26 protein-coding genes are annotated in these 22,915 nt (G+C 70.2%); 11 read left to right on the top strand and 15 right to left on the bottom strand.

The window, feature by feature from the left end; genetic code table 11:
• Nucleotides 1-4: 4 nt before the first annotated feature.
• The 5 genes from B8W67_RS11100 to B8W67_RS11120 form a co-directional block, all read right to left on the bottom strand.
• Nucleotides 5-874 (bottom strand): ABC transporter permease, encoded by an 870-nt coding sequence (locus B8W67_RS11100; RefSeq protein ID WP_085304012.1) that lies wholly within the window; start codon nucleotides 872-874, stop codon nucleotides 5-7.
• Nucleotides 875-877: 3 nt separating this feature from the next.
• Entirely contained in the window at nucleotides 878-1,687 is an 810-nt protein-coding gene (locus B8W67_RS11105; protein ID WP_085304013.1) for an MlaE family ABC transporter permease, read from the bottom strand.
• A gap of 165 nt (nucleotides 1,688-1,852) precedes the next feature.
• On the bottom strand, nucleotides 1,853-3,481 hold the full coding sequence (gene fadD5 / locus B8W67_RS11110) for a fatty-acid--CoA ligase FadD5 (protein ID WP_275080465.1): 1,629 nt from the start codon (nucleotides 3,479-3,481) through the stop codon (nucleotides 1,853-1,855).
• 75 nt (nucleotides 3,482-3,556) lie between these two features.
• Nucleotides 3,557-3,994: an SRPBCC family protein gene (locus tag B8W67_RS11115; RefSeq protein WP_085304014.1), complete on the bottom strand. Its 438-nt coding sequence runs from the start codon at nucleotides 3,992-3,994 to the stop codon at nucleotides 3,557-3,559.
• A gap of 55 nt (nucleotides 3,995-4,049) precedes the next feature.
• Nucleotides 4,050-4,523, bottom strand: a complete 474-nt coding sequence (locus tag B8W67_RS11120; protein WP_069393253.1) for an acyl-CoA thioesterase — start codon at nucleotides 4,521-4,523, stop codon at nucleotides 4,050-4,052.
• A 14-nt stretch (nucleotides 4,524-4,537) separates the two neighbouring features.
• Here B8W67_RS11120 and B8W67_RS11125 point away from each other — a divergent pair, with 14 nt between their 5' ends.
• Nucleotides 4,538-5,644, top strand: a complete 1,107-nt coding sequence (locus B8W67_RS11125) for an alcohol dehydrogenase catalytic domain-containing protein (protein ID WP_085304050.1) — start codon at nucleotides 4,538-4,540, stop codon at nucleotides 5,642-5,644.
• Between the two features lie 68 nt (nucleotides 5,645-5,712).
• Nucleotides 5,713-6,657 carry an alpha/beta hydrolase gene (locus tag B8W67_RS11130; protein WP_085304015.1) on the top strand — a complete coding sequence of 315 codons (945 nt, stop codon included), beginning with the start codon at nucleotides 5,713-5,715 and terminating at the stop codon, nucleotides 6,655-6,657.
• A gap of 30 nt (nucleotides 6,658-6,687) precedes the next feature.
• On the opposite strand, the gene B8W67_RS11135 is transcribed toward B8W67_RS11130, so the two are convergent.
• Together B8W67_RS11135 and B8W67_RS11140 are read right to left on the bottom strand one after the other, a co-directional pair.
• Nucleotides 6,688-7,470, bottom strand: coding sequence for an SDR family oxidoreductase (locus B8W67_RS11135; RefSeq protein WP_085304016.1), 783 nt, complete (start codon nucleotides 7,468-7,470; stop codon nucleotides 6,688-6,690).
• A 4-nt stretch (nucleotides 7,471-7,474) separates the two neighbouring features.
• The gene (locus B8W67_RS11140; RefSeq protein ID WP_085304017.1) at nucleotides 7,475-8,125 is read right to left on the bottom strand and encodes a TetR/AcrR family transcriptional regulator; all 651 of its coding nucleotides are present in this window, start codon (nucleotides 8,123-8,125) and stop codon (nucleotides 7,475-7,477) included.
• Nucleotides 8,126-8,307: 182 nt separating this feature from the next.
• On the opposite strand from B8W67_RS11140, the gene B8W67_RS21295 reads away from it, so the two are divergent.
• Nucleotides 8,308-8,430 (top strand): hypothetical protein, encoded by a 123-nt coding sequence (locus B8W67_RS21295; RefSeq protein WP_109470183.1) that lies wholly within the window; start codon nucleotides 8,308-8,310, stop codon nucleotides 8,428-8,430.
• A gap of 108 nt (nucleotides 8,431-8,538) precedes the next feature.
• Here B8W67_RS21295 and B8W67_RS11145 read toward each other — a convergent pair whose 3' ends face one another.
• From B8W67_RS11145 to B8W67_RS11155, 3 genes are read right to left on the bottom strand one after another with little or no spacing between them, the layout of a single operon-like run.
• On the bottom strand, nucleotides 8,539-9,951 hold the full coding sequence (locus B8W67_RS11145; RefSeq protein ID WP_069393257.1) for an NAD(P)(+) transhydrogenase (Re/Si-specific) subunit beta: 1,413 nt from the start codon (nucleotides 9,949-9,951) through the stop codon (nucleotides 8,539-8,541).
• Nucleotides 9,948-10,274: an NAD(P) transhydrogenase subunit alpha part 2 gene (locus B8W67_RS11150; protein ID WP_069393258.1), complete on the bottom strand. Its 327-nt coding sequence runs from the start codon at nucleotides 10,272-10,274 to the stop codon at nucleotides 9,948-9,950. The genes B8W67_RS11145 and B8W67_RS11150 overlap by 4 nt, the downstream gene beginning before the upstream one ends.
• Complete coding sequence (locus B8W67_RS11155) at nucleotides 10,275-11,387, bottom strand: Re/Si-specific NAD(P)(+) transhydrogenase subunit alpha (protein WP_085304018.1); 1,113 nt, start codon at nucleotides 11,385-11,387, stop codon at nucleotides 10,275-10,277. It abuts the gene before it with no gap.
• A 147-nt stretch (nucleotides 11,388-11,534) separates the two neighbouring features.
• Between B8W67_RS11155 and B8W67_RS11160 the strand changes: the two genes are divergently transcribed.
• From B8W67_RS11160 to B8W67_RS11175, 4 genes are all read left to right on the top strand, one after another.
• Complete coding sequence (locus B8W67_RS11160) at nucleotides 11,535-12,677, top strand: acyl-CoA dehydrogenase family protein (RefSeq protein ID WP_085304020.1); 1,143 nt, start codon at nucleotides 11,535-11,537, stop codon at nucleotides 12,675-12,677.
• Between the two features lie 37 nt (nucleotides 12,678-12,714).
• Nucleotides 12,715-13,938: an acyl-CoA dehydrogenase family protein gene (locus B8W67_RS11165; RefSeq protein ID WP_085304022.1), complete on the top strand. Its 1,224-nt coding sequence runs from the start codon at nucleotides 12,715-12,717 to the stop codon at nucleotides 13,936-13,938.
• Complete coding sequence (locus B8W67_RS11170; protein ID WP_085304024.1) at nucleotides 13,939-14,766, top strand: tyrosine-protein phosphatase; 828 nt, start codon at nucleotides 13,939-13,941, stop codon at nucleotides 14,764-14,766.
• 248 nt (nucleotides 14,767-15,014) lie between these two features.
• On the top strand, nucleotides 15,015-16,541 hold the full coding sequence (locus B8W67_RS11175; RefSeq protein ID WP_085304026.1) for a PE-PPE domain-containing protein: 1,527 nt from the start codon (nucleotides 15,015-15,017) through the stop codon (nucleotides 16,539-16,541).
• 7 nt (nucleotides 16,542-16,548) lie between these two features.
• Here B8W67_RS11175 and B8W67_RS11180 read toward each other — a convergent pair whose 3' ends face one another.
• Nucleotides 16,549-17,409 (bottom strand): SDR family NAD(P)-dependent oxidoreductase, encoded by an 861-nt coding sequence (locus tag B8W67_RS11180; RefSeq protein ID WP_085304027.1) that lies wholly within the window; start codon nucleotides 17,407-17,409, stop codon nucleotides 16,549-16,551.
• A gap of 271 nt (nucleotides 17,410-17,680) precedes the next feature.
• On the opposite strand from B8W67_RS11180, the gene B8W67_RS11185 reads away from it, so the two are divergent.
• On the top strand, nucleotides 17,681-18,061 hold the full coding sequence (locus B8W67_RS11185; RefSeq protein ID WP_069393264.1) for a group I truncated hemoglobin: 381 nt from the start codon (nucleotides 17,681-17,683) through the stop codon (nucleotides 18,059-18,061).
• Here the strand turns inward: B8W67_RS11185 and B8W67_RS11190 are convergent.
• Nucleotides 18,058-18,993, bottom strand: a complete 936-nt coding sequence (locus tag B8W67_RS11190; protein WP_085304029.1) for a class I SAM-dependent methyltransferase — start codon at nucleotides 18,991-18,993, stop codon at nucleotides 18,058-18,060. The genes B8W67_RS11185 and B8W67_RS11190 overlap by 4 nt on opposite strands.
• A gap of 146 nt (nucleotides 18,994-19,139) precedes the next feature.
• Nucleotides 19,140-19,790 (bottom strand): TetR/AcrR family transcriptional regulator, encoded by a 651-nt coding sequence (locus B8W67_RS11195; protein ID WP_085304031.1) that lies wholly within the window; start codon nucleotides 19,788-19,790, stop codon nucleotides 19,140-19,142.
• A 101-nt stretch (nucleotides 19,791-19,891) separates the two neighbouring features.
• On the opposite strand from B8W67_RS11195, the gene B8W67_RS11200 reads away from it, so the two are divergent.
• The gene (locus tag B8W67_RS11200) at nucleotides 19,892-20,548 is read left to right on the top strand and encodes a TetR/AcrR family transcriptional regulator (RefSeq protein WP_085304033.1); all 657 of its coding nucleotides are present in this window, start codon (nucleotides 19,892-19,894) and stop codon (nucleotides 20,546-20,548) included.
• Here B8W67_RS11200 and B8W67_RS11205 read toward each other — a convergent pair.
• A complete protein-coding gene (locus B8W67_RS11205) occupies nucleotides 20,514-21,152 on the bottom strand; it encodes a TetR/AcrR family transcriptional regulator (RefSeq protein ID WP_069393268.1) in 639 nt (212 codons plus the stop codon). The genes B8W67_RS11200 and B8W67_RS11205 overlap by 35 nt on opposite strands.
• Nucleotides 21,153-21,320: 168 nt before the next feature.
• Here B8W67_RS11205 and B8W67_RS21520 point away from each other — a divergent pair, with 168 nt between their 5' ends.
• Entirely contained in the window at nucleotides 21,321-21,449 is a 129-nt protein-coding gene (locus B8W67_RS21520) for a hypothetical protein (RefSeq protein WP_264033486.1), read from the top strand.
• A 41-nt stretch (nucleotides 21,450-21,490) separates the two neighbouring features.
• Here the strand turns inward: B8W67_RS21520 and B8W67_RS11210 are convergent, their stop codons facing one another.
• Complete coding sequence (locus B8W67_RS11210) at nucleotides 21,491-22,408, bottom strand: DNA-3-methyladenine glycosylase family protein (RefSeq protein ID WP_085304052.1); 918 nt, start codon at nucleotides 22,406-22,408, stop codon at nucleotides 21,491-21,493.
• A gap of 64 nt (nucleotides 22,409-22,472) precedes the next feature.
• Between B8W67_RS11210 and B8W67_RS11215 the strand changes: the two genes are divergently transcribed.
• On the top strand, nucleotides 22,473-22,915 hold a 443-nt coding region (locus B8W67_RS11215), incomplete at its 3' end, for a nuclear transport factor 2 family protein (RefSeq protein ID WP_085304035.1).

Genomic DNA, 22,915 nt, shown 5'->3' on the forward strand with positions numbered 1-22,915 from the left:
GGCGCTACATCGTCAGGTTGAAGTTGGGGTTGGTGCCATACAGCGCCAACGCGAACAACAGGACCACCACCTGCACCGACACCAGCGAGAACCGCATCGACCGGCCGACGGCCTCGCCGACGCCGACCGGGCCGCCGTGGGCGGTGTAGCCGTAGTAGCAGTGGGTGAGCATCACCACCGCCGCGACGATGATGATCTGGGCGAACGACCAGAACACGTCCTCGGGGCGCAGGAACGTGCGGAAGTAGTGGTCGTAGGTCCCCGAGGTCTGCCCGTACATGACGGTGGTGACCAGCTGCGGGGAGACGAACGACATCAGCATCGCCGCGGTGTACAGCGGCACGATCACCACCAGCCCGGCCACGACCCGGGTGGAGGTCAGATAGGCGATCGACTTGATGCCCATCACCTCCAGGGCGTCGATCTCCTCGCTGATGCGCATCGCGCCGAGCTCGGCGGTCGCCCCGGCGCCGACGGTGGCGGCCAGCGCGATCCCGGTGACCACCGGCGCGGCCAGCCGCACGTTGATCAGCGCGGCGAAGAACCCGGTGAACACGTCGATCCCGATGTAGCCCAGCGAGGCGAAGCCCTGGATGGCGACCAGCGAGCTGCCGGCCAGGGTGACGAAGGCGACGATCGCGACGGTGCCGCCGACGACGGCCATCGCGCCGGCGCCCATCCCGATCTCGGCGACCAGCCGCAGCGTCTCGCGTCGGTAGCGGCGCAGCGCCCAGCCGATCTGGCCGAGGCTGACCACCATGAACCAGGCCAGCGCGCCGATCCGGTCCAGGCCGCGCCCGATCGCCCCCGGGTAGCGGCGGATGTTCGCCGCGGCCCGCGGGAAACGGGTGCGCAGCACGGCGGCGGTACTCATCGGCTACGTCCCCGTTCCGAACCGCACACCGATGGTCGTCAACACCACGTTGACGGCGTACAGCGCGATCACGCACAACACCACCGTCTCGTTGACCGCGGTGCCCAGGCCCTTGGATCCACCGCGCACCGTCAGTCCCCGGTAGCAGCCGACCAGCCCGGCGATCAGGCCGAAGATCGCCGCCTTGACGGTGGCGATGACCACCTCGGGCAGCCCGGTGATCAGCGTCAGCGACGCCAGATAGCCGCCGCCGGAGACGTTTTGCATGTAGACGCCGAAGATGAACCCGCCGACCAGACCGACCACGATCACCAGACCGTTGAGCAGGGTGGCGACGAAGGTCGCGGCGATCACCCGGGGCACCACCAGCCGGTGGATCGGGTCGATGCCGAGCACCTCCATCGCGTCGATCTCCTCGCGGATGGTGCGCGCGCCGAGGTCGGCGCAGATCGCGGTGGACGCCGCCCCGGCGACCACGAGCACCGTGGTCAGCGGACCCAACTGGGTGACCGCACCGATCGCGGCCCCGGCGCCGGAGATGTCGGAGGCGCCGACCTGGCCGAGCAGGATGTTCAGCGTGAAGATCAGCAGCACGGTCAGCGGGATCGACACCGCGATCGTCGGCAGGATCGCCACCCGCATCACGAACCAGCACATCAGGATCAGCTCGCGCCACTGGAACGGCGGGACGAACAGCGCTTTGCCGGTGAGCACGCACATCCGGAAGAAGCCGCCGACGAGGGTGAGCGGGGCGTCGAGGCGGTCGCGCACCGCACTGACCACGCCGGGACGGTGGTCGACGGTGGCGGTCATGGCCGGGCTCCGGTGCCGCCGCGCGGGCCGTCGGGTCGCAGTGCGTCGGTCACGGCGCCCCCTTCCCTCGCGATCTGCCCGCTGACCACATATTCATCGGCTGTAACCGAGCTCATAGGACTGTACCCGATCGGATTCGCGGCCCACATTGGATCGGCCCGATTCTCAGCGCGCGTCGGGGGTTTGCTGTGCGGGGTGGCCATAGCGGGCCCGCAGCTCGGTTTTGAGCACCTTGCCCGACGGGTTGCGCGGCAGCGACTCGACGACCTCCAGGGCCTTCGGATGCTTGTAGCGGGCCAGCCGCTCGGCGAGGAAACCCTCCAGGTCGGCCAGCGCGATCTGCTTGCCCACCGCCGCCACCGCGACCGGGATCTCGCCCCACTTGTCGTGGGGCCGCCCGATCACGGCGACCTCGACGATGTCGGGGTGGGCGGCCAGCGCGTTCTCCACCTCCGCGCAGTAGATGTTCTCCCCACCGGAAATGATCATGTCCTTTTTGCGGTCCACCACCCACACGTAGCCGTCGGCGTCCAACCGCACCAGGTCCCCGGAGTGGAACCAGCCCCCGGCGAACGCCTCCGCCGTGGCCTTCGCGTTGTTCCAGTAGCCGCTCATCAGGGTGGGGGCGCGGTAGACGATCTCGCCGACCTCCCCGAGCGGGACGTCGTTCATCTCGTCGTCGACGACGCGGGCCGCCACCGTCGGGATCACCCGGCCCACCGAGCCGAGCTTGGTCAGCGCGTCCTCGCCGAGCAGCATGCACGTCACCGGCGACATCTCGGTCTGGCCGAAGGCGGCCAGGATCGCGGTGCCGGGGAACGTCTCGGCCATCTGCCGCAGCAGCGTGTCGGAGGCCGGGGCGGCTCCCCACGACATGGTCCGCAACCGCACGTCGCGGGGGTTGGCCTGCTGTTCGGCGCAGACCGCCTGCCACTGGGCGGGCACCAGGAAGATGCCGGTGACCCCTTCGGCGGCGAGCACGTCGAGCAGCGCCCCGGGGTCGAACGCCCCCAGCGGGTGGATGACGGTCGGGGTGCCCAGCAGCATCCCGGGCAGCAGGTTGCCGACCCCGGCGATGTGGAAGAACGGCACCCCGATGAACCCGACGTCGTTCATGCTGGCGCCGGCGGTGTAGATCGCGGTCATGGTCTGACCGGTGAGGTTGGTGTGGGTCAGCACCGCGCCCTTGGGGTGCCCGGTGGTGCCGGAGGTGTACATGATCAGCGCCGGGGCGTCGGCGGGGACGTCGACGCGCGGATGCGGCGCACCGGTTTCGGCGATCAGATCCTCATAGCCGAGGCAGCCGACCATGCCCTCGCCGCTGTCGGCACCGGCCACCACGATCGTCTCGAGCACCGGCGCGATCTCGCGGGTGGCGGTGGCCGCCGCCACCAGCGCCGGTTCGGTGACCAGCACCCGCGCCGTGCAGTCCTCGACCAGAAACGCCAGCTCCGGTGGGGCTAGCCGGAAGTTCACCGGAACCGCGATCGCCCCGAGCATGTTCGCGGCGAGCACCGCCTCGACGAACTCGGGACGGTTGAGCATCAACACCATCACCCGGTCGCCGTAGCCGACGCCGCGCCGGTGCAGCGCGTCGGCCAGCGCGGTGACCCGGGTGTGCAGCTGCGCCCAGGTGATCGTCGCACCGACGTAGCGCAGCGCCGGGGCGTCGGGCTGCATCAGCGCGTGGCGCTGCAACTGGGTGATCCAGTGCTGCCGACGCGACAGGTAGGGCTGTTCGTCGAGGCTCGGCGGAACCCCCGGGATCGGGGCTGCGGTCTGTGATGCGGTCAACGGGGTACATCCCTTCTCGTGCGGCTCTCGTGCGGCTCTCACGCGACAATGTGGGTCGATGCGGCGCTCACGCGGTCAGGAGGCCAATTCTTCGGCGCGTCTTTTCAGGGCGTCGGCCAGATGATCCAAGGCGTTGTTCACCAGTTTTTTGACCATCGGTTTGGGGACACTCATCTCGGTCTCGACGTCCATGTCGACGGTGAGCAGCGCGGTGGCACCCAAACTCACCACCGAGAACAGCTGCTCCTGTTTGCTGAACAGCTCGCCCTGCTGCATGACGGTCTGGATCTGGTTGGGTGCGGGGTAGTACACCGCCTGGATGTAGGTGCCCGCGAACCCGGAGACCTCGGCGTCCAGGCGCACCTGACTGGGCCGTCCGTCGTCGTAACGGGCCAGCACCCACAGTCCTTTGACTTCGTCGTTCCACTGCGGATATGCCTCGAAGTCGGCGACGATCGCCATGATCGCGGCGGCGTCGGCGGCGACCTCCACGGTCTTGCTCACGATCGGCATGCGCAGAGCATATCGACGCGGTCGTCGCGGTGGGTTAGCGCGGTCACACCTGCGCTCACACCACGGCGGTGGCCATCAGCTCCCGCAGCGGGTCGGGAATCGGCACCGGACGCCGGCCGACCCGGTCGATGTAGACGTGCACCCAGTGACCCAACGCGGTGATCGGTTGCGCCGCCACCGATTCCGGTTCGGCGGCGCAGAACACCCCCAGCCGGTAGGTGACGCTCGAGCGGCCCAGCCGGGTCACCGCCAACCCGACGAGCAGCTGCTGCGGGAACGCCAGATCCGCCAGATAGCGGCAGCCCGATTCCGCGACCACGCCCAGCGCCGGGGCGGCGAGCGGATCCCAGTCCACCCGGGTGCCGATCCAGCCGTTGATCGCGGTGTCGAACAACTGGTAGTACACGGCGTTGTTGAGATGGCCGAACATGTCGTTGTCGGCCCAGCGGGTGCCGACCGGCCAGTGCACCGGAAAGTCACCACCGGTAAGCGAATCGGGCGCGGCCGGCACCGCGGGACTGTCGGTCATGGTTGTATTCCACCATGGTTGCCATCACCGGCGCGGTGCTCGAGCGGATCGGGCTGCCGCGTCCGTACGCCCGGTCGCGGCCGCTGACGGTGACCGGCCTCGAGTTGGCGCCGCCGGGGCCGGGGGAACTGCTGGTGCGCATCGAGGCGGCGGGGCTGTGCCATTCGGATCTGTCGGTGATCGACGGGACCCGGCCACGCCCGGTTCCGATGCTGCTCGGCCATGAGGCTGCCGGCATCGTCGAACGCGTCGGCGCCGGGGCGAGCGACCTCGGTGTGGGCCAGCGGGTGGTGATGACGTTCCTGCCGCGCTGCGGGCAGTGCGCCGCGTGCGCCACCGACGGGGTGATCCCGTGTGAGCCGGGCACCGCCGCCAACACCGCCGGCACGCTGCTCGGCTCCGCAACGCGGCTGGCGCGCGACGGCGCGCCGGTGCACCACCACCTCGGGGTCTCCGGTTTCGCCACCCATGCGGTCGTCAACCGCGCTAGCGTGGTGCCCCTCGACACCGATGTTCCCGCACCGGTGGCGGCGCTGTTGGGGTGCGCGGTGCTCACCGGCGGCGGCGCGGTGCTCAATGTCGCACGCCCACGGCCCGGCCAGACGGTGGTCATCGTCGGGCTCGGCGGGGTGGGGATGGCCGCGATGCTGACCGCCCTGGCCCACACCGACGTCCACGTGGTCGCCGTCGATGCGCTGCCGGCGAAACTCGGCGCCGCAACCGCACTCGGCGCCCACGCCGTCTACACCCCGCAGCAGGCGCTCGACGCCGGGGTGCGGGCGGCCGCTGTGGTCGAGGCGGCCGGGCGGGCCGAGGCTCTGGAGACCGCGATCGCGTTGACCGCACCGGGCGGGGCGACGATCACCATCGGACTGCCGGCCCCGCAGGAACGGATCAGCGTGGCGCCGTTGGGGTTTGTCGCCGAAGGGCGTTCCCTGATCGGCAGCTATCTGGGTTCGGCGGTGCCGGCGCGCGACATCCCGCGATTCGTGCAGCTGTGGCGCAGCGGGCGCCTGCCGGTGGAGTCGCTGGTGTCGGCGACGATCGACCTCAGCGAGATCAACGCCGCCCTCGACTCACTCGCCGACGGCGCCGCGGTACGCCAGCTGATCCGGTTCTGAGCGGCCCGAGGCCGACCGGGCCACCGACCGTAGACTGAGGCGACGATCCCGCCGCCGAGGAGCCGCGCATGCCAACCGACCGCCAGCCCGAGCGCGCCGCCGGCGCCGACCGGGCCGCCACCGACCGCGAAGACGTCCAGTTTCCCAGCGGGGCCGAGCTGATCAGCGCCTGGCTGTACCGGCCCGCCGCCGATCGCGGCGGGCCCACCCCGCTGCTGGTGATGGCGCACGGGCTCGGCGCGGTGCGCACCATGCGCCTGGACGCCTACGCCGAACGGTTCGCCGCCGCCGGCTACGCCTGCCTGGTCTTCGACTACCGCCACTTCGGCGACAGCGAGGGCGAGCCGCGCCAGCTGCTCGACGTCGGTAAGCAGCTGGCGGACTGGGCCGCGGCGGTCGGCTACGCGCGCACCCTGGCCGGCATCGACCCGCAGCGCATCGGGCTGTGGGGCACGTCGTTCGCCGGGGGCCACGTGATCGCCACCGCCGCCACCGTTCCCGGGATCGCCGCGGTGGTCGCCCAGTGCCCGTTCACCGACGGCGTCGCCTCCACCCGGGTGGCCAACCCGCTGACCGCCGCACGGGTCACCGCCCTGGCGGTGCGTGACACCCTCGGCGCGTTGCGCGGCAAGCCACCGGTGCTGGTGCCCACCGCGGGGCGCCCCGGCGAGGTGGCGCTGATGAACGCCCCCGACGCCTACGACGGGTATCTGGGTCTGGTGCCCGACGGTGCCGCGCTGCGCAACGAGGTGGCGGCCCGGCTCGCGTTGAGGCTGCCGCTGTACCGACCCGGCCGGTTGGCGCGCAAGGTGGGCTGCCCGATCCTGTTCTGTGTCTGCACCCACGACTCGGTGGCCCCGGCCGGCCCGACCCGCCGGTATGCGGCGCAGGCGCCGCGCGGGGAGATCGCGCTGTACCCGCAGGGGCATTTCGACATCTATGTCGGGGAGGCGTTCGAGCGGGTCGTCGCCGACCAGATCGCGTTCCTCGATCACCGGCTGGCGCGGGTCTGACCCCCTGATCGGTGGTGTGCGGCCGGCCTCTTAGCGTGTCGTGGCGACCCCGCCGTCGACCGGCAGGACCGCCCCGGTGACGTAGGCGCCGGCCCGGCTGGCCAAAAACACTGCCGCCCCGGCGATGTCGTCGGGGCGGCCGATGCGGCCCAGCGGCACCCCGGCGGCCACCGCGTCACCGCCGTCGGTGAGCAGATGTTTGGTCATCTTCGACGGGAAGAACCCCGGGGCGATCGCGTTCACCAGGATCTGCGGAGCCAACTCGGCGGCCAGGTGCCGGGTGAGCTGGTGCACCGCGGCCTTGCTGGCACTGTAGGAGAAGTTGTTCATCCCCGGCGCCGGGGCGCGCAGCCCGTCGATGCTGCCGATGTTGATCACCCGCGCGGGGTCTTCGGCGGTGGCGCCGGCGGCCAGCATCCCCAGCAGCGCCTGGGTGAGTAGCAGCACCCCTTTGACGTTCAGGTCGAGCACTTTGTCGATGCCGGATTCGGGGAACTGCGCCAGCGGCGCACCCCAGGTGGCGCCGGCGTTGTTGACCAGAAGGTGCAGGGCGTCTTCGTGGCGGGCCAGCTCGGCGTGCAGTGCGGCCACCCCGTCGGCGGTGCTCAGGTCGGCGGGGATCGCGGTGACCGGGCCGTCGGCGGCCAACGCCTCGGCGGTCTCGCGCAGTTCGGCCTCCCGCCTGCTGCACACGTACACCCGGGCCCCGGCCTGCAGCAGGCCGCGGGCGATCATCGCCCCGATGCCGCGACTGCCACCGGTGACCACCGCGGTCTTGCCGTCGAGGCGGAACAACGTGTCGCTGCCGGTCATCGCCTCAGCCCTTCTCGTCGGGGTGGCCGAGCGGGCTGCGGTCCCGCACCGTCGCGTCGCGGATCAGGCCGCGCAGCAGGGCGGTGGAGAACTCCGCGGCGATCTCCTCGGCGCTGCTGCGCCCGCCGGGCCGCAGCCACCGGTAGGAGCTCAACGTCATCCCGATGTAGCCCAGCGCCAACACGTGCGAGTCGCACGGGTAGAACTCGCCGCTGGCGATGCCGCGGTCGATCAGCCCGTGCACGTGCTCGTAGACCTTCACCTCCTGCTCGCGGATGGTGCCGACCTGCTCGGCGGTGAACCATTCGGCGATGTAGGGCTGTTCCTGGAAGTAGACCGCCGCGCCCTCGAGGTTCGCCGCGATCTGAATGAGCAGCCGCACCGTGTACTGGTAGAGGGCTTCGCGGGCGGTCCACGACGGGTCGTCGTGGACGGCGGCCAGGGTGCGTTCGGCGGCCTGCTGGTAGATGTCGTAGAGGATCAGCGACTTGCTGGCGTAGTAGTGGTAGACGGTGGCCTTGTTCAGCCCGATCGCGTCGGCGACGTCGTCCATCCGGGTGCCGTGGTAGCCGCGGGCGGCGAACAGTCTGGTGGCCACCGCCAGCAGTTCTTCACGGCGGCTCAGGCCGTTGGCGGTGGGGGTGTCGGAGGGCATGGTTCTCGCTATCGCGGGCCGAAACGATCCGGTGTATCAAACAACCGGTTGGACAGTCTGGGTCAGTGTAGGCAACCGGCGCCCCCCGTCGGGCGGCGCGGGGCAAAATAGCTCTGGACGGGCAGGGCTCTGGACGGCCCGGTTAGACTAAGACCAGAGCACCAGCACAGGAGGTGGGACCGATGGACCCCGACTACGACGGATCCGACGAGATCGAGTACACGCTGGGCTGGTTCGCCTGGGGCCTGCGCGGCATCTCCGGGCCCGGCGGCGGCTACCCGCCCCCGGCCTACCCGCCGGTGTGAGCCGGCCTCCCGCCCTTTCCCCCACGATCGCTGTCCGCACGATCCACTGACGTCAACGGCGCCCTGCCGGCTGCGTGCCGGTCGGGGCGCCGTTGACGGTGTCGGCGGCTAGAGCGCCTTGAGTTCCTCGATCACCTCGGAGACCGACTTCTTGGCGTCGCCGAACAGCAGGCTGGTGCCCTCGGCGTAGAACAGCGGGTTGTCGATCCCGGCGAACCCGGAGTTCATCGACCGCTTGAGCACGATCACGCTCTTGGCCTGGTCCACGTTGAGCACCGGCATCCCGTAGATCGGGCTGGAGGCGTCGTCGCGGGCCGCCGGGTTGGTGACGTCGTTGGCGCCGATGACGATGGCCACATCGGTGCGAGCGAACTCGTCGTTGATGTCGTCCATGTCCTTCATCGCGTCGTAGTCGACCTCGGCCTCGGCCAGCAGCACGTTCATGTGTCCGGGCATCCGGCCGGCCACCGGGTGGATGGCGAACTTCACCGTCACGCCCTTGGCCTCCAGCAGGCTGGCCATGTCCTTCACCGCGTGCTGGGCCTGGGCGACCGCGAGCCCGTAGCCGGGCACCACGATCACCTGGTTGGCGTAGGCCATCTGGATGGCGGCGTCGGCGGCCGAGGTGGACGTGACGTGCTTGTCGCCGTCGTCGCCGCCACCGGCGGCCACGCCGCCGCCGCCGAACCCGCCGGCCACGATCGCCGGGATGGACCGGTTCATCGCCTTGGCCATCAGGTTGGTCAGGATCGATCCGGACGCCCCGACGATCATGCCGGCCGCGATCATCGCGGTGTTGTTCAGTGCCAGCCCCGCCGCGGCGGCCGAGAGCCCGGTCAACGCGTTGAGCAGCGCGATCACCACCGGCATGTCGGCGCCACCGATCGGCAGCACCACCATCAGGCCCAGCACCGCCGAGACGGCCAGCAGCCCGACCATCCACCAGACGCTGAGCCCGCCGTCGGCCGCACCGACGCCGATGTAGACCGCGATCGCCACCGAGCCGGCGGCCAGCAGCAGGTTCAGCGGCTGCTGGGCGCGGCCCACCCCGATCGGTTTGCCGTCGATGAGCTCCTGCAGTTTCGCGAACGCGATCACCGAGCCCCAGAACGAGATCGACCCGATCACCGCGGCCAGCAGTGAGGCCACCATGATGTGCACGGTCGGCCCGGAGTCGTGGCCGAACACGGTGAAGCCGTCGGTCTCGATGAACTCGCTGAGCGCGATCAACGCGACCGTGCCACCGCCGACACCGTTGAAGAACGCCACCAGCTGCGGCATCGCGGTCATCTTGGTGAACTTCGCCGGCGGCACACCGAGGGCGACACCGACGACGAGCCCGGCGACAATCAGCAGCCAGTTGTGGTGCACGTTGAGCAGCGTGGTGCCCACCGCCAGGGCCATACCGACCGCGGCGATCTGGTTGCCGCGCACCGCGGTCTTCGGGCCGGTCAGGCCCATCAAGCCGTAGATGAACAGTGAGAACGAGATGATGTAGAGGATCGTGATCAGGTTGTTCATCGGGCGGCCCCCGCGTCGGCGGCGTCAGTGCCGGGCTTTTTGGTCTTGAACATGCCCAACATCCGGTCGGTGACGATGAACCCGCCGATGACGTTGAGCGTGCCGAACACCACCGCGACGAACAGGATGATCTGCTGGGCCAGGGAGGGGTTCTCCACCCGGCCGAACACCACCAGTGCGCCGAGCACCACGATCCCGTGGATCGCGTTGGTCCCCGACATCAGCGGGGTGTGCAAGGTGTTGGGCACCTTCGAGATGACCGCGAACCCCACGAACCCGGAGAGCACCAGGATCGCGATGTTCGCGAGTAGTTCGTCGTACATCTAGCCGTCCTCTCGGGTCACGCAGGAATCCGCGAGCACCTCGTCGTCGAAGTCGGGGGCCAACGAGACCCCGTCCTCGTCGGAGCGGGTGATCAACAGATCCAGCAGCGCCGTGATGTTTTTGCTGTACAGCTCGCTGGCGTGTTCGGGCATGGTCGCCGGCAGGTTCAGCGGCGAGGCGATCGTCACGTCGTGTTTGACCACGGTCTGGCCCGGTTCGGTGAGCTCGCAGTTGCCGCCGGTCTCCCCGGCCAGGTCGACGACCACGCTGCCGGGGCGCATGCCCTCCACCGCGGCGGCGGTGACCAGCTTCGGGGCCGGCCGCCCCGGCACCAGCGCGGTGGTGATCACCACGTCGAAGCCGGTGATCGCCTCCTCCAGCTTCTGCTGCTGGGTGGCGCGTTCCTCGTCGGTGAGCTCGCGGGCGTAGCCGCCCTCCCCGGCCGCGTCGATCCCCAGGTCCAGCCACTGCGCGCCCACCGAGCGCACCTGGTCGGCGACCTCCGGGCGCACGTCGTAGCCGGTGGTGCGCCCGCCGAGGCGTTTGGCGGTGGCCAGCGCCTGCAGGCCGGCCACCCCGACACCGAGGACCAGCACCGTCGCCGGTTTCACGGTGCCGGCGGCGGTGGTCAGCATCGGGAAGAACCGGGTGGACTCCATCGCGGCGACCAGCACCGCCTTGTAGCCGGAGACGTTGCCCTGCGAGGACAGCGCGTCCATCACCTGGGCGCGGGAGATCCGCGGGATCGCCTCCAGGGCGAACGCCTGCACGCCGGCGCTTTTCAGCGCGGCGATCTGGTTGTCCTGGCTGCGCGGGGCGAGGAACCCGATCAGGGTCTGCCCGGAGTTCAGCTTGGCGACCTCATCGGCGGTCGGCGGGGCGACCTTGACCACGATGTCGGCGGCCCAGGCGTCACCGATGGTGGCGCCGGCCTCGGTGTACAGCGCGTCGGGCAGCAGGGCCCGCTCACCGGCACCGGACTCGACCACCACGCCGACACCCGATTTGACCAGCGGAGCCACCGCCTTGGGCACCAGCGCGACCCGGCGTTCGTCGGCGCCGGATTCGGCGACGACCCCGACCGTCAGGGACGCAGTCTGCGTATCTGTCATGGCGCGTGTGTCTACTTTCCGTTGCGTCGTTCCGCTACGTCGTTCTGCCACATGCGGGCCGCTTCGGGCGACCGCGTGCTCAGACACCCTAACCGGTGCTGGGACAATGCTGGGAATCTGGCGGCCGCGGGGCACTACAGTGCGGATATGACCGTCGACCGGCTCCTGCCCAGCTCGGAGGCCGACGACCTGCTGGCGTTGACCCGCGAGATCGCCGACAAAGTCCTCGCGCCGATCGTCGACTCGCACGAGAAATCCGAGACCTATCCCGACGGGGTGTTCGCCCAGTTGGGGGCCGCCGGGCTGCTCAGCCTGCCGCAGCCGGTCGAGTGGGGCGGCGCCGGCCAGCCCTATCAGGTGTACCTGCAGGTGCTCGAGGAGATCGCCGCACGGTGGGCGGCGGTGGCGGTCGCGGTCAGCGTCAACAGCTTGGCGTGCCACCCACTGCTGGAGTTCGGCACCGACGACCAGCGACGGCGCTGGCTGCCCGACATGCTCTCCGGCACCCTGATCGGCGCCTACAGCCTGTCCGAACCGCAGGCCGGCTCGGATGCCGCGGCGCTGCGCTGTGCGGCGGTGCGCGACGGCGACGGCTACCGGATCACCGGCTCCAAATCCTGGATCACCCACGGCGGGGTGGCCGACTTCTACACGCTGTTCGCCCGCACCGGGGAGGGCTCCCGCGGCATCTCGTGTTTCCTGGTGCCCGGTGACCTCGAGGGCCTCAGCTTCGGCGCCCCGGAGGACAAGATGGGGCTCTCCGCGGTGCCGACCACCTCGGCGTTCTACGACGACGCCCGCATCGACGCCGACCGGCTGATCGGCGACGAGGGCCAGGGCCTGTCGATCGCGTTCTCCGCGCTGGACTCCGGGCGACTCGGTATCGCCGCGGTGGCGGTCGGCATCGCCCAGGCGGCGCTGGAGGAGGCCACCGCCTACGCCAACGAGCGCACCACGTTCGGCCGGGCGATCATCGACCACCAGGGGCTGGGGTTCGTGCTGGCCGACATGGCCGCGGCGGTGGCCAGTGCGCGGGCCACCTATCTCGATGCGGCGCGGCGCCGCGACGCGGGCCGGCCGTACTCCCAGCAGGCCAGTGTGGCAAAACTCATCGCCACCGACGCGGCGATGAAGGTGACCACCGACGCGGTGCAGGTGCTCGGCGGTGTCGGCTACACCCGTGACTACCGGGTGGAGCGCTACATGCGGGAAGCGAAGATCACCCAGATCTTCGAGGGCACCAACCAGATCCAGCGCCTCGTCATCGCCCGCGGACTGACCAACCGGTAGGTGGATTCCGCCACGCGCGGTGTCCTATCGTGGCGGCATGGACTTCGCGATGTCGGCCACGGGCGCCGACTACCACCGGCGGCTCACCGACTTCATGGTCGAGCACGTGATCCCGGCCGAGCCGGCCTATGAGCAGTACCGCCGGGAGGCCGGGCCCGACGACTTCACCGTCCCGCCGGTCATCGAGGAGCTGAAGGCCACCGCCAAGGACCTCGGGCTGTGGAATCTGTTCCTGCCGGCCGAGTCGGGGCTGACCAACCTCGAGTACGCCCCGCTGGCGGAGCTGTCGGGGTGGAGCATGGACATCGGGCCGGAGGTGCTCAACTGCGCCGCCCCCGACACCGGCAACATGGAGACCCTGCACCTGTTCGCCACCGAGGAGCAGCGCGCCGCCTGGCTGCAGCCGCTGCTGGACGGGACGATCCGCAGCGCGTTCTCGATGACCGAGCCGGCGGTGGCCTCCAGCGATGCCCGCAACATCGAGACCACCATCGCCCGCGACGGCGACGAGTACGTCATCAACGGCCGCAAATGGTGGACCTCGGGGGCGGCGGACCCGCGCTGCAAGATCCTCATCGTGATGGGCCGCACCAACCCCGACGCCGCCCCGCACCAGCAGCAGTCGATGATCCTGGTGCCCACCGACACCCCCGGGGTGACGATCGTGCGCTCCACCCCGGTGTTCGGCTGGCAGGACCAGCACGGCCACTGCGAGATCGTCTACGACAACGTGCGGGTGCCGGCGGCGAACCTGCTCGGCGAGGAGGGGTCGGGCTTCGCGATCGCCCAGGCCCGCCTCGGCCCGGGGCGCATCCACCACTGCATGCGCGCGATCGGGGTGGCCGAGCGGGCGTTGGCGCTGATGACCGAACGGGCCCGCACCCGCATCGCATTCGGCAAGCCGCTGGCCGAGCAGGGTGTGGTGCAGCAGCAGATCGCGGTGTCGCGCAACGAGATCGACCAGGCCCGGCTGCTGTGCGAGAAGGCCGCCTGGACGATCGACCAGCACGGAAACAAGGAGGCCCGCGTTCTGGTCGCCCAGATCAAGGCCGTCGCCCCGCAGATGGCGTGCACTGTGCTCGACCGCGCGATCCAGGTGCACGGCGCGGCCGGGGTGTCCGACGACTTCCCGCTGGCACGGCTGTACGGCTGGCACCGGGCGATGCGGCTCTTCGACGGCCCCGACGAGGTGCATTTGCGCTCGATCGCGCGCGCCGAACTCGGTGCGGACAAGAGCGCCCTCGCGGCTGCGGTGACCTAAATGCCCACCGCAGCCCGCAGGCTCGACGGTGCCTGGAACTTCCGCGACGTCGCCGACGTCGTCGCCGACCTGCAGGCGGGCCGGCTGCTGCGCTCCGGGGAGCTGAGCCGGCTGACCGACGGCGGGCGCGCCGAGCTGAGCCGGCTGGCGGTCACCGACGTCGCCGACCTGCGCTCCCCGCGGGAGGTGGCCCGCCGCGGCCCGGGCCGGGTCCCCGACGGGGTGGACATCCACCTGCTGCCGTTTCCGGACCTGGGCGCCGGCGGCGGCGACGGCGATCAGGGCGCCGAGGCCCCCCACGAGCAGGCGTGGCAGCAGATGATGGCCCACAAGCCCGACGACGAACCGGTGGAGGCGGCCGCCGCACGGTACATGACCTCCGAGTACCGGGGGTTCCCGGTGCTCAGCGGCGCGCGGCGCGCGGTGCGGCAGGTGATCACGCTGCTGGGGTCGGGGCAGACCGTGCTGGCGCACTGTTTCGCCGGCAAGGACCGCACCGGGTTCACGGTGGCGGTGACGCTGAGCGCGGTCGGGGTGGACCGCGATGCGGTGCTCGCCGACTACACCGCCAGCAACACCGCGGTGGCGCAGTTGCGCGCGGCGATCCAGGAGATGATCGCCGCCCGAGCCGAGGCGGGACTCACCGAGGAGGTGGCGACGTTCACCGAGGCGCGCCTCACCGACCAGGTGCTCGGGGTGCGCGAGGAGTATCTGGCGGCGGCGTTCGCCACCATCGACAGCGAGTACGGTTCGCTGTCGGGCTTTCTGCGCGCCGCGGAGGTCACCGACGCCGACCTGGAACGTCTGCGCGCCGCGCTGCTGCGCTGAGTGGGTCTTGTGAGTCCTGTGGGGCCGGCGGGGTCGGTGGGGCCGCAATGTTCGACCCTGAGACATTGAGCCGCACGTTTCTGTCGCTTTCGCGGCCAAAACCGCACGCAAACGTGAGTTTCAGCGGGGTCAGCCGTCCAGCGACGCCCGGATCCTCCGCCATCGGCTGTAAATCCTGATATTTAGCTAAGAGTAGGCGTAGATTCTCACATCAAGTCCGCTCCTGCCGCCGCCCCAGGGAGGTCGCCATGATGGGTCATCACATCCGGTCGATGGGCACGACGCTGCTCGCGCTGCTCGGCACCGCCCTGCTCGGCGGGGCGGTCGCGCTCGCCACCCCCGTTGCGGCGGGGCCGCGATCGGTGTGGGCGGAGGTGGTGCTGGCGGGCCTCGGTGACCCGGGGCCCATACTCCATGACGCGGACGTTTCCTACGCCGAGGTGATGGCCGGCAGCGGCACCCCGATCCCCTGGCTGGGCAAAGACGGCCAATACATGCAGATGGTGTTCCACAACTACCTGCAACCGAGCTTTGGCAGTCTCCACGCACCGCAAACCCCCTGCATCGACGGCTGCAACGTCAACGCCCTGGTCACCCCGGAGGGGCTGTATCCGATGACCGGGGTCAAGGATCTGCCGTTGAACACCTCGGTGGAGCGCGGCGTGGAGATCCTGCACAATCAGATCCTCACCGACCTCGCGGCCAACGGACCGGTCGGCGACGACGGCGCGCTCGGCGTGTTGGGGTATTCGCAGAGCTCGGTGATCGCCTCCCTGGAGATGGAGAAGCTGGCGGGCATGACCGACGCTCCGGACGCCGATCAGCTCAACTTCATCCTGCTGGGCAACCCGATGAACCCCAACGGCGGGCTGCTGAGCCGCTTCGCCGGGTTGAACATCCCGAGCATGGGCCTGAACTTCTACGGCGCCACCCCCGCGGACACCATCTATCCCACCGACATCTACACGATCCAATACGACGGCTTCGCCGACTTCCCGAAATACCCGCTCAACGTGCTCGCCGACCTCAACGCGTTCGCCGGGATCTACTACGTGCACGGCACCTACCCGGAGACCGCCGCCAACGCCTTCACCGAGCTGGCGACCTCGGACGGCTACGCCGGGGTCACGAACTACTTCATGATGCCCACCACCGACCTGCCGCTGCTGGAACCGGTGCGCGGGATCCCGCTGATCGGCAACCCGATCGCCGAGTTGCTGCAGCCGGACCTGAAGGTCCTGATCGACCTCGGCTACGACAACCCGTTCGCCGCCACCACCTATGCGGACGTCGCCACCCCGTTCGGGCTGTTCCCACAATGGAGCGCCATTGAGGCGCTGCCCGGCAACCTCGTCGACGGCACCAAGGACGGGCTGGAGAACTTCGTCAACTCCCTGTCGGGGATCTCCCTATCCGACCTCAACCCGCTGGATCTGCTCAGCGGAGCCGGCGGCGCGGCCGGCACCGACCCGCTGGGCAGCGTCGCCAGCTTCCTGCCGAACGCGGTCAACGCGCTCTCCGATGCGGCGGCCAACGCCTACGCGGCGCTGCTGCCCACCGCCGACATCGGCAACGCGCTGGTCACCTCGATGCCCGCCTACCTGCTCAACCTGTCGCTGGACAACCTGATGGACGGCGATCTGCTCAACGCCGTCGGGTTGCCGCTGGCCGGTGCGGTGGGTCTGGCCACCATGGCCGGCGGTTTCGAGTTCCTCGTCATCGCCGACGCCGCCCAGGCCGTACTCGGCGACCTGACCGGACTGATCGGGATCTGAGGATCGGCTACAGCGAGAACGACGCCCGTTTGGCGGCCGACAGGTCGGTGATCTGCTCCCAAGCGGCGGCGATGTCGTCGACCGACGGCGGGTCGTTGAACGTGGTGCCCTCGTTGCCGAACAGCGCCACCCGTTGCACCTTGCCGCCGCCGACGATGAACACCGCGGCGGTGTCGTCGACCTCCTCGGTGCACAGGTAGGCCACCACCGGCGCCACGAACTCCGGGGTGAGTTTGGCGAACACCTCCGGCGGCAGGATGTCCTGGGTCATCCGGGTGGCCGCGATCGGGGCGATCGCGTTGGTCTTGATGTTGTACTTGGCGCCCTCCTGGGCGAGCGTGTTGATCATGCCGACCAGGCCGAGCTTGGCGGCGCCGTAGTTGGCCTGCCCGAAGTTGCCGAACAGCCCGGAGGTGGAGGTCGCCACCACCACTCGGCCGAAGCTCTGCTCCCGGAAGTGCGGCCAGGCGGCGCGCACCACGTTGTAGCCGCCGTAGAGGTGCACCTTGAGCACCGCGTCCCAGTTCTCGAACGTCATCTTGTGGAACGTGCCGTCGCGCAGGATGCCGGCGTTGGACACCACCCCGTCGACCTTGCCGAACTCGTCGATCGCGGTCGCGATGATCGCGGCCGCCCCCTCCTCGGTGGCCACGCTGTCGTAGTTGGCCACCGCGCGACCGCCGGCCGACTTGATCTCCTCGACCACCTCGTCGGCCATGTTGTGGCCGGCGCCGGTGCCGTCGCGCGCGCCCCCGAGGTCGTTGACCACCACGCTGGCGCCCTCGCGCGCCAGGGTCAGCGCGTAGTCGCGGCCCAGACCACCACCGGCACCGGTGACGACGACGACACGATCCTGCACTCCGGGCATGAGGTTCCTTTCACGCGTGGCGCGCCGGCCGGTTCGCCGGTGCACGCCGATTTGGCTGTCGGCTCGGTATACGACCTGCTCTGTATACGACGCGCCGATTGCGGCGGTCCCGCCGGGTCGCAGTTTAGGGCCGACCGAACTCCCCCGGGCGCAAACACCCGAGCCCGCCGCCCGCGGCCGGCAGCACGCCGGTAACGCGGCGCCGCGAATCGCAACAACGCCGTAACGCCGTGCTCATTGCGGTGACCCACCGGCGGCGTCGAATAGACCCATGAGCACACTGTATGACCGCATCGGCGGACACGAGACCCTGGAGGCCGTGGTCCCGGAGTTCTACGCCCGGGTGTTGGCCGACGATTCCCTGGCGGGGTTTTTCGCCGGGGTGCACATGGGTCGCCAGACCAGCAAGCAGGTCGAGTTCTTGGCGGCCGCAATGGGCGGGCCGCTGCCCTACAGCGGCCCGTCGATCCGCCAGGCCCACCGCGGGCGGGGCATCTCGATCGACAACTTCAACCGGGTGGCACTGCACCTGATCACCGCGTTCCAGGATGCCGGGGTGGGCTCAGCGGAGATCTCCGACATCGTCGCGCTGCTCACCCCGCTGGCCGCCGACATCGTCACCGACGCCCCGGCGCTGTCGCGGCACGGCTAACGGACCGCGGTGACGAACTGCGAGAACGCGTCGGCGCCGGGGTCATCCAGCGGCGAATCGATCCAGCGGCCCAGCTCCTGCATCTCCGCTTTGGAGCTGCGTGCGGTCGCCGTCCAGCCGTGGCCGTCGAGCCAGCCGGCGAGCTCCGCCCGGTCCGGGTCGTTGTAGGTCAGGTCCGCGAAGTCCACCGGGGTCGGCATGCCCATCTTCTCCGCCGCGCTGCGGAACCGCAGCCGCATCTGTTCGCGGCGCTCCTCGGGCTGATGGGCCGCGGTCTCGGCGGCGATGCGGCTGCCCGGCGCGCTCAACTCGGTGATCTGGGCGAACAGTCGGTCCTGGGCGTCGGCGGGCAAATACATCAACAGGCCCTCCGCCAGCCATGCGGTCGGGGTGGCGGCATCGAAGCCGGCCGCCGTCAGCGCCGCCGGCCAGTCCTGGCGCAGGTCGCAGGCGACGGCGCGCCGCTCCGCAGCCGGTGACACCCCCGCCTCGGTGAGCGTGGTGGTCTTGTAGTCGAGCACCTTGGGCTGGTCGATCTCGTAGACGACGGTGCCCGCCGGCCAGTCCAGCCGATAGGCGCGCGAGTCCAGCCCGGAGGCCAGGATCACGACCTGGCGGATGCCCGCGGCGGCGGCCTGGCGGAAATACGCGTCGAAGAACCGGGTGCGCACCGCCTGGTAGCCGCGCATGCGGTGGAAGATCGCTGCGGTCTCCGGGTCGACGGCGGCCAGCTTGGCCTCGGTCGTGTCGTCGAGCAGCATCTCCCACACCCCGGTGCCCGCACCCGACACCAACAGCTTGGCGTAGGGGTCGCTGATCAGCGGGGCGTCGGCGTCGGTCTCCACCGCGCGGGCGGCGGCGACCATCACCGCGGTGGTGCCCACACTGCTGGCGATGTCCCAGGTGTCGTCGTGGCTACGCAGTGCACCCATGGGGGCTACCTCGATTCTGAAGCGGGATTCTGGACGGGGGTCTGGGGGTGATGCTGCTGGTCCGCGCGGCCGGCAGCACGCCGTCGGTGATGTCGGCGGCCATCCTACCGAGTAGTTAGGCAGGCTATGCGCCGTTGTGATCTGGGTCACTCCCCGGCGTCGGGGATCTCGCGGATCCGCCACAACCGGTTAGCGAACAGCGACTCCAGATGGCCGTTGACCGTCTCCAGTTCGGCGGGCGTGCCGATGAACCCGGCGTAGAACGCCAGCCCCCAGTTGGTGGCGACCAGCAGCTCGACCAGCTCGGCCGGGTCGGCCTCGGTGATCAGCTCACCCCGCTCGATCGCCTCGGTGACCACCGCGCTCAGAAACGTCCGGGCCTGCCACAGCGGGTTGTCCTCGATGGGCATGAGACCCCGGTGCCGCTGACCTTCGAGCATGGCGGTGACGATGAACGCCCCCATGGTCGGATCGTCGCGCACGATCTGCACCGCCCCGCCGGTGAAGACCGACAGCTTGTCGAGCAGCGTGGCCTTCTCGGCGGCATGCTCGGCGCCGGCGGCGACGAGCTTCTCGTTGGCCTGGGTGAGCACCTCGCGGAACAACACCCGCTTACTGGAGAAGTAGTGGTTGATCGCCGAGCGGGTCAGATCCGCGCGGGTGGCGATCGCCTGGAAGGTGGCGGCGGTGTAGCCGAGTTCACCGAAGACCGCCCGCGCGACGGTGACGATGCGTTGACGCGTCTCCGCGCCATCGGCAGCGGGGGGACGACCGGGACCTCGACGACCGGCGGGCACCGGCCCATCCTAGTCATGCTTGTTGCGCTTCCGCTGACAGGCATATTTGTCGGCAAAGCAAATATTTATATTGTCGGGGGGGACAATATAGACTTCCGGCTATGACGCGGATCGTGTCCCGGGAGTCGTACTTCGACACCGGCATCGAGGTGCTCTCCGACCTGGGGTACAGCGGGCTCAAACTCGCCGAGGTGTGCCGTCGACTCGGCGTGACCAGCGGGTCCTTCTATCACTACTTCAGCAAGTGGTCGGTGTACACCGCCGAGCTGCTGGCGTACTGGGCCAACGGCCGCGCCGATCACCGCGCCGCGGTGCGCGCCGCCTACCCCGAACCCCGGGAACGCCTCGAGGTCATGCTGGTCGCCGCCCTGGATTTCGAGCACGGCACGGAGGCCGCGATCCGGGTGTGGAGCGCGCTGGATCCGCACGTCAAGGCGATCCAGTCCGGCATCGACCAGGGCCGGTTCGAGGCCCTTCACGACGCCGCCACCGAGATCCTCGCCGACCCCGAGCAGGCGCGCATGTTCGCCGGGTGGGCGCTGTACACGCTCATCGGCTACGAGCAGGCAACGCTGCCCCGCGACAACGCGGCGCTGGCCTGGATCAACAGCCAGATGCTCGGCGCCCTGGACGCCGACGCACTGGCCGCCGAGACCCTGTCCGACCCCCTGGCCGCCGGCCCCCTGGCCGACCCCCTGGCCGCCGCACACCCGCTCCCGACGGTTAACCCGATCGAGTCCCACCCCACAGCGCCGTGAACCAGGCCTTGAGCTGCGCGGTGACGATCTCGAGCTGACGGTGGCCGGCGACGAATCCGCCGTAGAAGGTCATCCCGCAGAACACCATCACCAACGGCTCCACGGCCTCAGCGATGTCGGTGCCGGCGGGCAGCTCCCCGGAGCTGACCGCATCGGTGACCGCCTGGGTGACGAACCAGCGAAACAACTCCAGCAGGTCGCTCTCGGCGGTGAGCAGATCGGGGGTGCGTCGGGCCGACATCATCGTCAACACCATGAAGCCGGGGATCGCCGGTTCGCGGGCGTGCAACTCCAAGGCGAAGTCGAGGAACGACGCCACCTTGGCCAGCAGCGTCGGCTCGGCCATGGCGCGTTCACCGCCGGTCGCCATGAACATCGTGGTCGTCGCGGCCACCACTTCCCGGAACAGCACCTTCTTGCTGGGGAAGTAGTGGTTGATCGCCGAGCGGGTCAGATCGGCCCGTTCGGCGATCTCCTGGAAGGTGGCGGCCCGGTAGCCGAAGTCGGTGAACACACCCCGCGCGGTGGCGACGATCCGCTCACGGGTCTCGGCGCCGTCGGCCGCCGGCGGGCGGCCCGGGCCTCGACGTGGGCGCTGCGGCATAACGCCCGATCGTGCCACAGCGCCGACCCGAGCGTCGTCGACGTTGAGTCCACCCAGCTCAGGGCGCTAAAGGCAGGTCGGGCTGTCCGCGGGAACCGCGCCGAACGTCCCGCGGACAACAGCGCGCGGGCCCCTGCCTATACTGGCGGCAAAGCCGAGGAGGGCGTCGTGTCAGACCAGAAAGAACAGCCCGCGAACTACGCTCGGGGCATCCGGATGTTCACGCTGGGCATGTTGGGCGTGTTGATGATCGCCACCGTGGTGATGTTCTTCGCCTCGCAGATCACGCCGCACTGATCGGCATTGTGGGCACATCCGCGGGCGCGGCTCAAGCACGGCTAGAGCGCCCGGATGTCCTGCACGGGCAGTCGCGGGCCCCGGCGGGGCCGCCGCGCCACCCCGCTGACGGCGAGTAACCGCACCACCCGGTGCCGGTGCGGGCGCATCGGTTCGAGCATTTCGACCATCGCGGCGTCGTCGATGCGCCGGCCCACCAGGGCCCAGCCCACGGTCGCCGCCAGGTGGTAGTCCCCCACCGACAGGGCGTCGGGATCACCGAAGGCGCGTTGCGCGGTCTCGGCGGCGGTCCACACCCCGATCCCGGGAAGCGCGGTGAGCGCCCCGTGCGCGTCGGTGACCGGCCGTTGTGTCAGCCGCTCCAGACCGGCCGCCCGGGCAGCGGCGCCGACGATCGTGCGGGCGCGCCCCGGGTCGACGTTGGCGCGGTGGAACTCCCAGGACGGGATGTGCCGCCACGTCGCCGCGGAGGGAAAGACCCGCATCCCGGCCGGTGCCGGGCCGGGGGCGGGGCCGCCGAAGCGGGTGAGCAGGCGCCGCCATGCGGCGAACGCGTCGCGCCCGGGGACTCGCTGTTCGAGCACCGCGGGGATCAGCGCCTCGAGCACCCGGCCGGTCCGGCAGAGCCTCAGGTGCGGCACCCGGCGGTGCGCGGCGGCGACGGTGGGGTGCGCCGGGGTGAACCCGGTGACGTCGTCGTCGGCGCCGAGCAGCGCCGGGGCCCCGTCGAGGAATTCCTCGGCCCCCGGGCCCCACGCGGTGAGGTGCACCGCGGCCGGGCCCGCCCGGGTGATCCGCGCGGTCACCGGACCGCTGGCGGGCCGGCTGGTGCGCCAGATCGCGCCGTCGGCGTCGAGGCGGAAACACGGGTCGGCGGGCCCGCGCCGCAGCGGCGCCAGGGTGACCGCCGGGTCGATGGGGTCGGCGAAGGTGACGGTGCGCGCACTGCTGGTGAGGATGCCGCCGATCTTAGGCGCGCGGGGCGTGATTGACCGCGTCGGGCATCCGCGCCAGTATGAGGCGGTGACCACCCCCTTCGACGATCCGCAGGCCGGGCTGGCATGGCTGTTTTTGCAGTGCACCTGCCGCGACGGCGACCTGGACGAGGGGTTCGCCCTGCTCAGCGAGGACTTCACCTACTGGAGCAACGTCACCGGCGACACCCTGGACAAGGCGGCCTCCCGGGCGCTGCTGGAACGCCGCCAACAGATCGTGGAGATCGACCTCGACCTGCTCGGCTGCATCAACGAGGGTGAGAACGTCGCGGTGGAGGCCTACGGCACCGGGGTCGTCGACGGCGCCGAGATGACCTGCGCGTTCGCGTTCTTCTTCGAAACCCGCGACGGTCTGATCGTGGCGCTGCGCGAGTACGGTGACAGCCGCCTGGCCGCCCAGATCTTTCCGCCCGACATGGTCGCCCCGGCCGGGCCGGCCGGGGCGACCATGTGTGTGTCTTATAAACATAT

Origin of the sequence: Mycolicibacillus koreensis (genome assembly GCF_002104795.1) — a bacterium.
GTDB lineage: Bacteria > Actinomycetota > Actinomycetes > Mycobacteriales > Mycobacteriaceae > Mycobacterium > Mycobacterium koreense.